Here is a 14,233-nt window from a genome sequence, read left to right on the forward strand (position 1 = left end):
AAAAATTTTGAGCGCATTGCAAAATCAAATGCATTTCTTAAACGCTATCCGCAGTCGAGTTCGCTCAATATCCATTCCCTGAATGCGCGGATCTTTGGCGTGTTGCGACGGGATTTCGGATAGACCAGCCAGTAAGCGCGGCCATCGTCGCCAAGAATGTCGAAAGGCTGGATGAGCTGGCCGGTGGCGATTTCCATCTGGTGGAAAGCGGGCGTGAGGATGCCGACACCTTGCCCCGCGACCGTCGCCCGCCCTTCAATATGCTGCGCGCCCAGCCGGTTCTGCGTGTTGCCCTTTAATTGCGGGTTTTCGATCCCCGCCGCCTTGAACCAGATCTTCCACCAGGGATCGCTTGCGTCGATGATCTTGAGCCGCAGCAGGTCGGCAGGCTCCTTCACTCCACCGATGGTCGCAGCCAGAGCCGGGCTCAACATCGGCGTGAAACTCGCCTTGATGAGCTGATGCGCTTCCAGACCCGGCCATTTGCCGAAGCCGCTTCTGATCGCGATGTCCACATTGGTCGTCGCGAAATCGATCACGCTGTCGGACGTGTCGAGCCTGACCGCGAGCGACGGGTGCCGCATCTGGAACGAGCCAAGCCGATGCGCCAACCAGTTGGCGGCAAAAGTGGCGAGAACGCTGATCGACAGCGTACCCTCTGCATCCTCCCGCAGGCTGGCAAAGGCATTGCGCATCGTCTCGAATGCCTCCGTGATCGCGGGGGCAAGCTGCTTGCCAAGTTCGGTCAGTTCCACCTGTCGCGGCAAACGCAGAAACAGGGGCGCGCCGACACGCTCCTCCAACAATTTGATCTGATAGCTGACGGCAGCCTGCGTCATGCCCAGCTCCGCCGCCGCGCGGGTGAAACTTGCATGGCGGGCAGCGGATTCAAAAACGCGAATGGCCGATAAAGGGGGAAGCGCTGTCGTCATGATGCATAAGTCCTCCTTATGCACACTAATCGATGTTCAATTGGAAAACAAAGGTTTTCAGGCGCATAGCTATAGGCAGAGTTTAACGAGCGGCTGGCTCCCACGGCCGCTTCATCCGATAGGTAAGATCATGAAAAAGCTCGATTCTGCCTGCGCGGCCGCTACCGTGTTGCCAGCCGGCCATGGCCCGAAAAGCGGCTGGAGCACGCTGTTCGCCCGCCTGTTTTCACGCAAGCGCACCCACCTCGTCATCACCGAGCATTCGCCGGAATATCTCCTGCGCGATATTGGCATCGGCGATGGGCGCACGCAATATTATTCGCGGGACGGGCATAAGCTGCCCGAATGGTGACGATCATATCACGCGCTGATGACGGCAAAGCCGCGCGCCTTGAGGCCGCGCCGATCCTCGTGCAGATTGCTGACCAGACGGCTGCGGCTACCGTCCAGATGCGCGCTCATCAGACCCGTCGCCTTGTCGGCGTCTCCTTCGCGCACCGCGTCGAGAATGGCGCGGTGTTCGCCCCACGCGCGGGCAAGCGCCGCCTCGTCGCGCACCTCCAGCCAGCGCGCCCGTGAGAGGCGCTGCATGGCATCGCGCACGCCACGGCTGAGAAACTCATTGCCGGAAAGCCGCGCCAGTTCAATATGAAAATCCATGCCGATACGGTGCCATTCCTCGCGTGAGGTGTCGGCATCGCAACTGTCCAGCATGGCCGTGATCGGCTCCACGCCGCTGCGATCCTCAAGCGCGCAGGTGAGCTTCAAAGCGGCGATTTCCAGCGCCTCGCGGTAGACGCCGATCTGCTCGATTTCACCAAGATTGATCGGCGAAACCGTCCAGCCGCGCCCTTCGCGGCAAATCAGTCCTTCCGCCTCCAGCCGCAGAAGTGCGGCCCGGATCGGGGTGCGCGAGGCGGCAAACTGCGCCTCGATCCAGCGCTCGGTCAAACGCTCGCCCGGTCCCAGTTCCAGCCCGAGGATCATGTCGCGAAGCTGCGTTTCAACCTGCCTCATCTGTGACATTGGCGACCATTCTCCGTTTTAAACCCGCACCCCGATTGACAAGCGGCGTCAACAGGCGCACTCATGCATACCAATTTGGTATCCCAAAACGGAATACATTGCAACCGCGAGACATGATATGAGTACCGCCCAAGCCGCTGCCGGAAATGAAACGGCCCAGGACAGCCCCGAACGCTACTGGAAGCAGAACCTTTTGATCTGCCTCATTGGTTCGTTCACGACGCTCATTGCCATGTCGCTGCTCCTGCCCTTCCTCCCGCTTTATGTGGAACAGCTTGGCGTCGTCGATCACGCGGCCATCGTGCAGTGGTCGGGCATCGCCTATGGCGCGACCTTTCTGGCAGCAGCCTTCGTCGCGCCGCTCTGGGGCAAGCTCGGCGATCGTTACGGGCGCAAGCTCATGCTGATCCGCGCCAGCCTCGGCATGGCCATCGCCATGTCGCTGATCGGCATGGTGACGAGCGTGTGGCAACTGGTGGCGTTGCGCCTGTTTGTGGGCATTGCGGGCGGCTATTCGTCCGGATCGATGATCCTCGTCGCCACGCAGACGCCGAAGGACAAGACCGGCTGGGCGCTGGGCGCGCTTTCGGCGGGCATCATGGCGGGCAATCTGGCGGGCCCGCTGCTCGGCGGCGCCTTGCCGCCGCTGATCGGCATCCGCGCAACCTTCTGGCTGGCGGGCGGCGTGATCTTTCTCACATTTCTGGCCACGACTTTCCTCATTCGCGAAGAACGCAAGCCGCCAAAGCCGACGCAGGAACAGAAGGCGGAATCGATCTGGAGCGCTATTCCCAACCGGAAACCGGTCATCGCCATGCTGGTGACGGGGATGCTGCTGCTTTTCGCCAATATGTCGATAGAGCCGATCATCACCGTCTACGTTATCCAGTTGATGGACGACCAGACGAAAGTGACGCTGATTTCCGGCGTGGTGATGGCTGCGGCAGCGCTCGGCAGCATCCTGTCATCCTCGCGATTGGGCCGCCTTGCCGACCGCATCGGCCACACACGCGTCATCATCGGGGCGCTTTCGGTTTCCGCACTGCTTTTGATCCCGCAGGCTTTTGTGACGCAAGCTTGGCAACTGATCGGCCTGCGCTTTCTGATGGGGCTGGCGCTGGGCGGGCTTCTGCCCTGCATCAGCAGCGTCATAAGACACAACGTCCCCGACCGCGTGGCGGGCGGCGTGCTTGGGCTTTCCGTCTCGGCCCAATATGTCGGGCAGGTTGCCGGGCCAGTGGCAGGCGGCTTCGTCGGCGGCCACTTCGGCATGCGTTCCGTGTTCCTCGGCACATGCCTGATCATGGCGCTCGGCGCAATTTATAACTGGACCATCCTGCGCAAGAACCCGTAGTTTCCGTCATCGTCCGAATCCCCAACGCCATGGTGGAACCAGCATGACAGCCCATATTTTCGCGCCTTTCGAAATGCTTGCGGAAAGGCTTCTGCCCCATGCGCTTGAACACGGTGAGGATGGATCGCATGACCTTTCTCACCTTGCCCGCGTCTGGAAAAATGCAGCCGCAATCCAGCGTCGGGAAGGCGGCGACGCGGAAGTGCTGTGCGCCGCCGCCCTGTTGCACGATTGCGTGAGCGTGGAGAAAAACTCGCCTGACAGAAATCGCGCTTCGCGTCTGGCGGCGGAGAAGGCATCAATGCTGCTACACAGCCTTGGCTGGAATGAAGAGAGCATCGGCCTTGCCGCACATGTCATCGAGGCGCACAGCTTTTCGGCCAATATCGAGCCTGTCACGACGGAAGCGAAGATATTGCAGGACGCCGACCGTCTCGACGCGATAGGCGTCATTGGCGCGGCACGCTGTTTCTACATTGCGGGCCGCATGGGCAGCGCGCTTTACGACTGGCGCGATCCCCATGCCGAAAACCGTCCGCTGGACGACAAGCGCTTCGCGCTCGATCATTTCCGCACCAAGCTGTTCAGCCTCGCCTCCGGTTTCAAGACGGAAACCGGAAAGCTTATGGCAGCCGAACGGCACAGGCGGCTGGAAGCCATATTTGATGACTTCCTTGCCGAAGCCGATGGCTAGATCGAATAACCGCCATCGACATTGAGCGCCGTCCCCGTCACCATGGAGGCGGCGTCGGAGGCCAGCCAGAGTGCGGCTTCCGCCACATCCGCCGGCGTCGAAAAACGGTCGAGCGGAATGGTGCGTTTCAGCGCTGCGCGCGCCTCCGGCGTGTCCTCCGCCAGAAACAGCTTCAATGCCTCTCCGTCGCTTTCGGCGGGGCAAATGCAGTTGACGCGGATATTCTTCTCCGCCAGTTCCAGCGCCATCGCCTTGGTCGCGCTGATGATCCATCCCTTGGAGGCGCTGTACCAGACAAGCCCCTTGCGAGGGCGCAGCGCAGTTGCCGAAGCCGTATTGATGATGACGCCGCCGCCCTGATGCTCCATGATCGGCACAACGATCTGGCTGGAATAATAAAGCGCCTTCATATTCACCGCGGCGATCAGATCGAAACTGTCCTCCGTCACTTCCGTCAGAGGCATGTTGCGATGCGTGAAACCGGCATTGTTGACCATGATGTCGATGCGGCCGAACGCCTCGAAGGCCGTGCGCGCCACGCGCTCCATGTCGTCCTTGCGCGAAACATCGGCCTGCACGGAAAGGCTGTTCTTGCCGATATCGGCAAGCTCGTCCTCGACACGCTTCACATTCACATCTGCGAGAACGACCCTGGCGCCTTCGGCTGCAAAACGGCGCGCCATGCCTGAACCGAAGCCCGAACCGGCACCGGTGATGATTGCGACCTTGTCTTGCAGCCTCTTCATGTCATTCTCCTTTGGCATAATCTCGTAAATCTATTCGTAATTGGGGCTGGCTCCGAAACCCAGAAATCCGATTCAATTCCGCTCATTCGAGCTGGCAGCTCTATCTGCTTTGTCACCCTTCCGTCGAGTGCAATTCGATCTCAGAGTCTGTCAAAAAGCGGCACGCGCCTGCGCGCTTAGGCGGCATCTGTGCGCGAGCTGGCAAGATGATAAGGCTGGAGCAATATCTCGGCGGGGATACCCCACGCACGATTGATCTTATAGGCCATGTCCATATTGAGCGCCCTGCGCCGATTGAGAATTTCCGATGCCCGGGACCGCGATCCTATCACCCCTGCAAAAGCGGACTGATTCAGCCCATGCATCTGCATATATGCCGTGATCGTTTCTATCGGCCCCGCCAGCGGGATCGGAAACTGTTCGCGTTCATAGGTTTCAACGAGCGCCGACAACACGTCAAACCGATCGGCTTCCGGCGAGCCGGCTTCCGGCAACTTGTCAAAATATCCGGCAATTTCCGCCAGCGCCCATTCATAATCAGCTTCAGTTTTGATCGGACGAATATTTTCCATCACACTGTCTCCGGATTGATGCGCTCATATTCCTTGTGCGTGCCGACAAATTTCACGAGCACGCGCCCGAATGGATAAGCGACATGAACGATCAGGCGATATTTGTTCCCGGCGATATCAAAGATGACACGATTGTCCGCTACGAAATCAACTGTCGAACCAAACATCTTCTTGATGTCGGCTGGGCCGGTCCAATGCGCCTTGCTCACAAGAGAAAACCAAACAACCAAAGGTGTCTCGGCTTGTGGATGCCTGATCCAGAAGTCCCTCAGGGTTTTGCGAGCGATGATCTGCATGAAGCGCAAGATAGTCTATTCCCAGAATGGGAACAAGCCAAATGTTCCCAATCCGGGAATATTGTCTTGGATTGCTTCAATTTCGTGCGATTGCGGCATTGCGACTGTTGAATTTAAATCGATTAGATAATAGACAAGGGCAGCGTTAAAATCGCATGCTGCCCGCAGGCAGACTGATTTGCGCAAGAAGAGAGAGCGATAGATGACCAGCCAGACAATTCCGGTAGAGCCCTTCGACTGCATCGTGTTCGGCGGTTCCGGCGATCTTGCCGAGCGCAAGCTCATCCCGGCGCTATATCAGCGTCAGCGTGCAGGCCAGCTCACCGACCCGACGCGCATCATCGGCGCATCGCGCAGCGCCATGACGGATGACGAATACCGACAGTTTGCACGCAATGCCATCCATGAGCATGTGAAGCCAGAGGAAGTCGACGAGAAGGAAGTCGACAGCTTTCTCGCCCGCCTCAGCTATGTGGCTGTCGATGCCAAGTCCGAAGAAGGCTGGGATGCGCTCAAGACCCTGATCGGCAAGAAGCCGGAAAAAATCCGCGCTTTCTATCTCGCCGTCAGCCCGACGCTTTTCGGTGACATCGCCACGCGCCTGAAGGCGCATGGTCTCATCACCCGCGACACGCGCATCATCGTGGAAAAGCCGATTGGCCGCGATCTGGAATCCGCCATGGCGCTCAACGATACGCTGGGCAGCGTTTTCCGCGAGGACCAGATTTTCCGCATCGACCATTATCTGGGCAAGGAAACCGTGCAGAACCTGATGGCGCTGCGCTTTGCCAATGCGCTTTATGAGCCGCTGTGGAACTCCGCCCATATCGACCATGTGCAGATCACCGTCGCCGAAGCCGTCGGCCTGGAAGGGCGCGCAGGCTATTACGACAAGGCGGGCGCGCTGCGCGATATGGTGCAGAACCATATTCTCCAGCTTCTTTGCCTCGTTGCAATGGAGCCGCCTTCATCGATTGAAGCCGACGCCGTCCATGACGAAAAGGTCAAGGTTCTGCGCTCCCTGAAGCCGATCACCAATCTCAATGTCGAGGACGTGACGGTGCGCGGCCAGTATCGCGCCGGAGCCTCCGCAGGCGGTCCGGTACGCGGTTATCTGGAAGATCTGGAAAGCGACACCAGCAATACCGAAACCTTTGTGGCGCTGAAGGCGGAAATCGCCAACTGGCGCTGGGCGGGCGTGCCGTTCTACCTGCGCACCGGCAAGCGGCTTGCCACGCGCGTTTCGGAAATCGTCGTTACCTTCAAGCCGATCCCGCATTCCATCTTCGGTGAAAGCGCCGGCAAGGTGATGGCCAACCAGCTCGTCATCCGCCTCCAGCCCGATGAAGGCGTGAAGCAATGGCTGATGATCAAGGATCCGGGTCCGGGTGGCATGCGCCTGCGCCACGTGCCGCTGGACATGACCTTTGCCGAATCCTTCAGCGAACGCAATCCGGATGCCTATGAACGCCTCATCATGGACGTCGTTCGCGGCAACCAGACGCTTTTCATGCGCCGCGACGAAGTGGAAGCCGCATGGCGCTGGGTCGATCCGATCCTTCAGGGATGGGATTTGAACAGCCAGCCCGTTCAGGGTTACACAGCAGGAACATGGGGCCCCTCGTCCTCCATCGCGCTTATCGAGCGTGACGGGCGCACATGGCACGAGAGCCTCTAGTTTTTGCATGGAAAGGAATGGAATGAGCATCGAACGGCATGATTTCACCAGCGGAACGGAACTGGCGCAGGCGCTCTCCGAAGCCATTGCGAACAAGCTGAATGCCGCCATCGCCGAGCGGGGTCAGGCCACCCTCGCCGTCTCCGGCGGCACCACGCCGCTCAAGCTGTTCGAGGTGCTTTCCCGCAAGATGATCGACTGGAACCTCGTCACGATCACCCTCGTGGACGAGCGTTTCGTGCCGGTCGAAAGCGACCGTTCCAACGAAAGGCTGGTGCGCGAGCATCTTCTGCGCGACCATGCGGGCGTCGCCCGGTTTGTCGGCCTCTACAATCCGGCGGCGACGGTTGAAACGGCGGCGCTTGCCGCCGCCAGCCGCATCGATGCGCTGCGCCAGCCTTTTGATGTGGTGGTGCTCGGCATGGGCAATGACGGTCATACCGCATCCTTCTTTCCCGATGCCGACCGGCTCGATCAGGCGATCGATCCGGCAACGCGCGCGCTCGTGCTGCCGATCCATGCCGAGAGCGCCGGTGAAAAGCGCCTGACGCTGACCCTGCCGCTCATCGCAGGAGCCGACATGCTGGTGCTGCACATCGAAGGCGCCGCCAAGCAGTCAACGCTGGAAAAGGCGCTTTCCGGCGATGACGAGAATGAAATGCCAGTTCGGGCTGTCTTCCATCATGCCCGCACCCCCGTCCAGCTTTATTGGACAAGCTGAGGCGCATCCCGAAGAGCGTGAAACGGTTTTCGGACAAGATGCGCGTAAAAACAAAGAGATAGAGCATTTCCAACAGGCCAGATTGGCACAGGTGATACCCATGCCCATGCAGTCCGCACATAAACGCATACAGGAAATCACCGCACGCATTCGCGAACGTTCCAAGCCGACCAGAGAGGCCTATCTCAGTCGGGTTCGCGAGGCAGCTTCAAACAAGCCGAAACGCGCCGTCCTTGGCTGCGCCAATCTCGCCCATGGCTTTGCCGCCTGCGGCCCGCATGACAAGGCAGCGCTGACTGGCGACGAAGTTCCGAACCTCGGCATCATCACTGCCTATAATGACATGCTGTCGGCGCATCAGCCGTTTGAAACCTTTCCGCAGCTCATCAAGCAGGCGGCGCGCGAAGCGGGCGGCGTGGCGCAGGTTGCAGGCGGCGTGCCCGCCATGTGCGATGGCGTGACGCAAGGGTTCGCGGGCATGGAACTGTCGCTGTTCTCCCGCGAAGTCATCGCGATGGCAACCGCTGTCGGCCTGTCGCACGATATGTTCGATGCCGCCGTCTATCTCGGCGTCTGCGACAAGATCGTGCCGGGCCTCATCATCGGTGCCTTGACCTTCGGCCACCTGCCCGCCGTGTTCGTGCCTGCCGGACCGATGACCAGCGGCTTGCCCAATGACGAAAAGGCCAAGACCCGCCAGCTTTATGCGGAAGGCAAGGTCGGGCGCGCCGAACTGCTGGAATCGGAGTCCAAATCCTATCACGGTCCCGGCACCTGTACTTTCTACGGCACGGCCAATTCCAACCAGATGCTGATGGAAATCATGGGGCTGCACCTGCCGGGCGCATCCTTCATCAATCCGGGCACGCCGCTGCGCGATGCGCTGACCCGCGAGGCGGCCAAGCGCGCGCTGGCCATCACCGCCTGCGGCAATGAATATACGCCGGTCGGCGAAATGCTGGACGAGCGTTCCTTCGTCAATGGCGTCATCGGTCTCAATGCGACCGGCGGTTCCACCAACCATACCATCCATCTGATCGCCATGGCCGCTGCCGCCGGCATCAAGCTGACATGGCATGATATTTCGGAGATTTCGGATGTGGTGCCGCTTCTGGCGCGTGTCTATCCGAACGGCCTTGCCGATGTGAACCATTTTCATGCCGCTGGCGGCATGGGTTTCCTGATCCGTGAATTGCTCGATGGCGGCATTCTGCATGAGGATGTGCGCACCGTCTGGGGCGAAGGCCTGCGGCCTTATGCCATCGAACCGAAGCTTGGCGCTGACGGCAATGTCTTGCGTGAGCCGGTGCCGGAAAAAAGCGGCGACGACAAGGTTCTGGCCAAGATCCATGCGCCGTTCCAGCCGACCGGCGGCATCAAGGTTCTGACCGGCAATATCGGCAATGCGATCATCAAGGTTTCCGCCGTGAAGCCGGAGCGTCAGGTCATTGAGGCACCCGCCAAGGTCTTCAACGATCAGGCGGAAATGCAGGCCGCGTTCAAGGCTGGCGAACTGACCGGCGATTTCATCGCCGTGGTCCGCTATCAGGGTCCGAAAGCCAATGGCATGCCGGAACTGCACAAGCTGATGACCGTCCTCGGCATCTTGCAGGATCGCGGCCAGCGCGTTGCCCTTGTCACTGACGGCCGTCTGTCGGGGGCATCCGGCAAGGTGCCTTCCGCCATCCATGTCACGCCGGAAGCGCTCGATGGCGGTGTCATCGGAAAAATCCGCGATGGCGATGTTATCCGCCTCGATGCCGTCAATGGTACGCTGGAGGTTTTGGCCAATATCGCCCTGCTGAACGATCGCGGCGAGGATCGCCCTGATCTTTCCGGCAATGAACATGGCATGGGACGCGAATTGTTCCGCGCCTTCCGCCAGATCGCCGGGCGGGCTGACGAAGGCGCTTCGGTATTCTGAAAACGCCCGAATAAAATTAAGGCAAAACAGCGATTTTAGCTGTTTTGCCCTTCAAACCATCAAAACCGGAATGAAACTGCGCAAAAAGCGCAGCTCAATTGTGTCAAAAAACTGGCTTTTTCACGCCAGCAGTGCGGCAAGCCGAGGTGAGCGTGTTTGCCATCAGCAGGGCAATGGTCATCGGACCGACGCCACCTGGGACCGGCGTGATTGCTCCGGCGACCTTTTCGGCTTCCGCGAAATCGACATCGCCAACCAGCCGCGTCTTGCCTTCGCCCCGTTCCGGTGCCGGAATGCGATTGACACCGACATCGATCACCGTTGCGCCCGGCTTGACCCAATCGCCCTTGATCATTTGCGGACGCCCGACCGCTGCCACCAGAATGTCCGCCGTGCGGGCAATTGCGGGCAGGTCCTTCGTGCGGCTGTGAGCAACCGTAACCGTCGCATTAGCGGCGAGCAGAAGATTGAACATCGGCTTGCCGACAATGTTGGAACGCCCGATCACCACAGCATTGAGCCCCGAAAGATCGCGGCCATGGACGCGCTCGATCATGATCATCGCGCCTGCTGGCGTGCAGGGAACGAAAGCCGTTTCAACCTCGCCGGTGCCGAGCTTTCCGACATTGATGAAATGGAAGCCGTCGACATCCTTGTCTGGCGAGATGGTCTGGATCACCCGGCCTGCATCAATGTGCTTGGGCAGCGGCAACTGCACCAGAATGCCATGGATGGCGGGATCGTTGTTCAGGCTCTCGATCAGGTCGAGAAGTTCCCGCTCCGATGCCGTTTCCGGCAGATCATGCTGAACGGAGTGAAAGCCGCACTCCTTGGCCTTGCGGCTCTTGGAGGCGACATAGACCTGGCTTGCCGGGTCTTCGCCGACAATCACCACTGCAATGCCGGGCACGATGCCGGTTGCGGCCACGAGCTTTTCGGTTTCGGTCTTCACCGTGGAAACCACATCCTCGGCGAGCTTCTTGCCATCAATCAATTGGGCCATAGCGAGCGCTCCGTTCTTTCGTGATTGTCTGGGAGATACACGACATATTTTCCGCACACATGCCCATAAGCGTCATGACGCCCGATGACAATTGGCGAATGCGCGACAATGCAGGATTTCTGGCAGGATTTTATGAAATTTCAGATGTCAGAGCCGCGAGGCGCGGGATGAACGCACCTCATCGATGGCGCGACCGATGGCCGAATTTTCCCGGGGTCGGCTGGCACCGTCATTCTCGGCTTCCCAGCGCGCATTGGCTTCGCGGATCACGGCGGCAAGACGGGTCTCGCCATAGGTTTCGAGAACCTCTTCCGGCTCGGCCTCCGCCTTTGATGACGGGCGGGGCTCGCGACCGGCCAGCGCCATGGAAAGGAGACCCAGAAGGAAACCGCCCCCAAATCCGACAGCGATGATCCATTGCGGCGGGAGACTGCGCGGGTGCGGTTCAGCAATGGCAGGCGCGACAATCCGCACTGTCGCCGCCGAGCCGGTCGAGGCAGGCTCACCCCGCGCCGCGCGCATCTGCAAATCTTCAAACAGCGCCTGCTTTGCCGCTGCATCGCGCTCAAGCATTTGCAGGCGGGCCTTGTCTTCATCCGTCGCGGGTGCGGAGCCGAAACCGGCAATGGCGGCGGCGGCTTTCTGCTCGCGTTCGACCGCATTCTTAAGATCGGCCTGCAAGGCGCTGCGCTGGCTGGAAATCTCCTTGTCGATCTCCGCCTCGATTTGCTTTGCTTCGGTCCCCTGCCCTGCGGCGCGATAGCGCTCCACCAGCGCGCCAAGTGGACCGGAACGCATGCTTTCCGGCACGCCTTCGCGGACAAGGCTCGCGGCATTCGCTCCATTCAGGCGGTTTGCCTCCGCGGCGATCCGCGCTGTCTCGGCCTTGCTGTAGGCAAACTCGCGTTGAAGGGCGGCCTTGTTGTCGTCATTGCCAAAGTCGCGGCTGACACGAAAGGCCGTTGCCGCCTGTCGCGCCGCTTCGGCATCCGCCTCCAGACTTTGCAGGCGCGCCGGAAGATCGCCTTCAGCCGCGCTCAATGGAGCGCCGCCTTGCAGATGATCGCGAAACGCCTGCGCAACCGCATTGGCCAGAAGCGCCGCCGTTTCCGGCCTGTCTGCTGTAGCCTCGACATTCACCGTGCCGCTGTCGAGCGCCTGCGTGAAATCGAGGCGCTGGCGCAGCAAATCAACACCGGAGGCCTTTGACGCTGGCCTTTGCAAATCCTCAGGCAGCAACCTGTTGAGGCGGGCGCGCAATTCCTCCTGAAGTGAAGGCCGGCCCAGATCCTCCGCGCGCGTTATGCGCGCCAACTGCGCAGCACGTTCCAGAACAACATTCGAGGCAATTTCGCTGCGCCGTTCGGGCGGAAAAACCTGCATGGAAGCCGTCGCCGCATATTGGGGCGGCACGAGAAAGGCATATGTTGTTGCAACAATTCCGCCCAGTAGCGTGAAACCGGCCAGAAGCCCCCAACGCCGCTTCCGGCGAGGCAATTTCACCGGCTCGCTTTCAGGCTTCGCGGAAGCATCCGCCGCAGGTTGCGCGCTCGCCGCCGCGCTGTCGAGATTGGCCTGCAATGCGTCACGCACGGCGTGCATCCGGCTTTGCATATCGGCCTTCGGATCAATCGCGCCCGCGTATCCGGCTTCCAACAGTTCCTGCTTGCGGCGAAGCAATTCCTCGCGGCGCCTTTGATGTTCGCGCTCTTCGTCATTCTGGAAAAGGCGGGACGAGGGAACCGGCTCAAGAAATTCCGGCGCATAGGCCAGCAGCGGGCGGGCAGCCGTACGTCTTGCCCTTGTGTCCTTCTCCACCATCGTTCCGTCCCGCTTGCACCGAAGTTATTGATCCAGATTAATATTTATCATGGCAAATAAACCGTTAAAATTGCAATTATATGCGTTGATTCACGCAGATAAATCAGGAGGCCAGCGTGAACGCCGAAGCGGAATACGCCATCGATCCAGACCGGCTTAGCGGCATCATCCGATTTATCCAGAATGCGGAACGGCTGAAAAGCACGTTACGTTCCGGTCATACCTCCCAAGGCCGACCGGAAAGTACCGCCGAACATAGCTGGCGGCTTTGCCTGCTGGTGTCGCTGTTCGACCGGGAACTGGGCGATTGCGACCGGCTGAAACTCATCAAGATGTGCATCGTCCACGATCTGGGCGAGGCGATTTCCGGCGACGTACCTGCCATCCATCAATCCGCCGATGACGGGCGCGCCGCGCGTGAAAGAGCCGATCTCCTGACACTGTGCGCGCCGCTGCCGGATGATCTGCGTAACGAAATCATGGAGCTTTGGGCGGACTATAACGAAGGCAGTTCACCGGAAGCGATATTCGCCAAGGGCTTCGACAAGCTTGAGACCATGCTGCAGCACAATATCGGGCTGAACCCGCCGGATTTCGACTATGCTTTCAATCTGGGCTACGGCGTCAGGCAGACCGCCCGCCACCCGCTGCTGCGCCAGTTCCGCGAAATCGTGGACGGTGAAACCCGGCGCAATGCAGAGCGACAGTCGTAAAGCGGTTCCGGTGAAAACAGAGCCGCTCTATCCATTTGTTTTGCCGCATTATCCAACGCATCGAAGCGGGATAAGAAATCAGTCCAATGAACTGATTTCCCCGCGTAGACGTTTCACACTTTTGGCTCGAAAATGCTCTAACTCAAGGTCGCGAAGTGGCGCAGGGTGAACGTGATCTGGTAAACCAGCGCAACGGCCGCAAAAACCGCATGATAGCGCCTGTTGTCCCATAACACGGCGATCAGGCTGAACAGGATGAAGCAGGCAACCTGAATGGGATATTCGATCCCGTAAACCCGGTAGTGATCGGCGCCTTTCAACAGCGTATCGATGAAGTCGGCCACATAGACCAAGGCCAGAATGCCGAAGAACCACTTGCGCCGGGAAATGAAGTAATCGCGGTAGCCGGTATATTCCTCCATGCTGTCGGGAAAGAGCAGCGTGCAGAGCAGGAAATAAAGGCCGGCATAAAAGATCACGAAGAGATATTTCTCGAAAGTCCAGAGCTGAATGGTTCGCAAGCCGAACTCGAACCACCAGAAATGAATGACCGAAAGCAGGATGAAACCGACCCACGCCAGATGGACGGGATAAATCCTCTGCTTGCCGGGATGCTGGATGAACCGCGCCAGCCCCGTCAGAAGGCGGGAAACGCACAGGCCGAGGATCATGCCTATGATGATGCGGACATGGCCAAAAGCTTCGGCTGGCGGCACGCCCGTTGTCAAAGCCGCGTCCATTCGTCCCCTCCGA

The 14,233-nt window shown here is 59.6% G+C and carries 15 protein-coding genes; 7 read left to right on the top strand and 8 right to left on the bottom strand.

Annotated features, from left to right (window positions below; genetic code table 11):
* Positions 1 to 44: 44 nt before the first annotated feature.
* A complete protein-coding gene (gcvA, locus tag F9K78_RS03750) occupies positions 45 to 932 on the bottom strand; it encodes a transcriptional regulator GcvA (RefSeq protein ID WP_121982001.1) in 888 nt (295 codons plus the stop codon).
* A 130-nt stretch (positions 933 to 1,062) separates the two neighbouring features.
* On the opposite strand from gcvA, the gene F9K78_RS03755 reads away from it, so the two are divergent.
* Positions 1,063 to 1,284, top strand: coding sequence for a hypothetical protein (locus tag F9K78_RS03755; RefSeq protein ID WP_121982002.1), 222 nt, complete (start codon positions 1,063 to 1,065; stop codon positions 1,282 to 1,284).
* Between the two features lie 8 nt (positions 1,285 to 1,292).
* On the opposite strand, the gene F9K78_RS03760 is transcribed toward F9K78_RS03755, so the two are convergent.
* On the bottom strand, positions 1,293 to 1,958 hold the full coding sequence (locus F9K78_RS03760) for a GntR family transcriptional regulator (RefSeq protein WP_121982003.1): 666 nt from the start codon (positions 1,956 to 1,958) through the stop codon (positions 1,293 to 1,295).
* A gap of 118 nt (positions 1,959 to 2,076) precedes the next feature.
* Here F9K78_RS03760 and F9K78_RS03765 point away from each other — a divergent pair, with 118 nt between their 5' ends.
* Both F9K78_RS03765 and F9K78_RS03770 read left to right on the top strand, forming a co-directional pair.
* Positions 2,077 to 3,312, top strand: coding sequence for a multidrug efflux MFS transporter (locus F9K78_RS03765; RefSeq protein ID WP_121985269.1), 1,236 nt, complete (start codon positions 2,077 to 2,079; stop codon positions 3,310 to 3,312).
* 43 nt (positions 3,313 to 3,355) lie between these two features.
* Positions 3,356 to 4,006 (top strand): HD domain-containing protein, encoded by a 651-nt coding sequence (locus tag F9K78_RS03770; protein WP_121982005.1) that lies wholly within the window; start codon positions 3,356 to 3,358, stop codon positions 4,004 to 4,006.
* On the opposite strand, the gene F9K78_RS03775 is transcribed toward F9K78_RS03770, so the two are convergent.
* The 3 genes from F9K78_RS03775 to F9K78_RS03785 form a co-directional block, all read right to left on the bottom strand.
* Entirely contained in the window at positions 4,003 to 4,752 is a 750-nt protein-coding gene (locus F9K78_RS03775) for an SDR family oxidoreductase (RefSeq protein WP_121982006.1), read from the bottom strand. The genes F9K78_RS03770 and F9K78_RS03775 overlap by 4 nt on opposite strands.
* Before the next feature lie 176 nt (positions 4,753 to 4,928).
* Positions 4,929 to 5,324 (bottom strand): helix-turn-helix domain-containing protein, encoded by a 396-nt coding sequence (locus tag F9K78_RS03780; protein ID WP_121982007.1) that lies wholly within the window; start codon positions 5,322 to 5,324, stop codon positions 4,929 to 4,931.
* Positions 5,324 to 5,620 carry a type II toxin-antitoxin system HigB family toxin gene (locus tag F9K78_RS03785; RefSeq protein ID WP_121982051.1) on the bottom strand — a complete coding sequence of 99 codons (297 nt, stop codon included), beginning with the start codon at positions 5,618 to 5,620 and terminating at the stop codon, positions 5,324 to 5,326. The genes F9K78_RS03780 and F9K78_RS03785 overlap by 1 nt, the downstream gene beginning before the upstream one ends.
* A gap of 202 nt (positions 5,621 to 5,822) precedes the next feature.
* On the opposite strand from F9K78_RS03785, the gene zwf reads away from it, so the two are divergent.
* From zwf to edd, 3 genes are all read left to right on the top strand, one after another.
* A complete protein-coding gene (gene zwf, locus F9K78_RS03790; protein ID WP_121982008.1) occupies positions 5,823 to 7,298 on the top strand; it encodes a glucose-6-phosphate dehydrogenase in 1,476 nt (491 codons plus the stop codon).
* A gap of 22 nt (positions 7,299 to 7,320) precedes the next feature.
* Positions 7,321 to 8,019: a 6-phosphogluconolactonase gene (gene pgl, locus F9K78_RS03795; protein WP_121985267.1), complete on the top strand. Its 699-nt coding sequence runs from the start codon at positions 7,321 to 7,323 to the stop codon at positions 8,017 to 8,019.
* Between the two features lie 100 nt (positions 8,020 to 8,119).
* Entirely contained in the window at positions 8,120 to 9,943 is a 1,824-nt protein-coding gene (gene edd / locus F9K78_RS03800; protein ID WP_121982010.1) for a phosphogluconate dehydratase, read from the top strand.
* Positions 9,944 to 10,046: 103 nt separating this feature from the next.
* Here the strand turns inward: edd and folD are convergent, their stop codons facing one another.
* Together folD and F9K78_RS03810 are read right to left on the bottom strand one after the other, a co-directional pair.
* Positions 10,047 to 10,946, bottom strand: coding sequence for a bifunctional methylenetetrahydrofolate dehydrogenase/methenyltetrahydrofolate cyclohydrolase FolD (gene folD, locus F9K78_RS03805; RefSeq protein WP_121982011.1), 900 nt, complete (start codon positions 10,944 to 10,946; stop codon positions 10,047 to 10,049).
* A gap of 147 nt (positions 10,947 to 11,093) precedes the next feature.
* Positions 11,094 to 12,767: a GumC domain-containing protein gene (locus F9K78_RS03810; protein ID WP_121982012.1), complete on the bottom strand. Its 1,674-nt coding sequence runs from the start codon at positions 12,765 to 12,767 to the stop codon at positions 11,094 to 11,096.
* A 116-nt stretch (positions 12,768 to 12,883) separates the two neighbouring features.
* Here F9K78_RS03810 and F9K78_RS03815 point away from each other — a divergent pair, with 116 nt between their 5' ends.
* Positions 12,884 to 13,480, top strand: a complete 597-nt coding sequence (locus F9K78_RS03815) for an HD domain-containing protein (protein ID WP_121982013.1) — start codon at positions 12,884 to 12,886, stop codon at positions 13,478 to 13,480.
* Positions 13,481 to 13,617: 137 nt separating this feature from the next.
* On the opposite strand, the gene F9K78_RS03825 is transcribed toward F9K78_RS03815, so the two are convergent.
* Positions 13,618 to 14,220 (bottom strand): hypothetical protein, encoded by a 603-nt coding sequence (locus F9K78_RS03825; protein WP_121982015.1) that lies wholly within the window; start codon positions 14,218 to 14,220, stop codon positions 13,618 to 13,620.
* Positions 14,221 to 14,233: the final 13 nt, after the last annotated feature.

Origin of the sequence: Brucella pseudintermedia (genome assembly GCF_008932435.1) — a bacterium.
Lineage (GTDB): Bacteria > Pseudomonadota > Alphaproteobacteria > Rhizobiales > Rhizobiaceae > Brucella > Brucella pseudintermedia.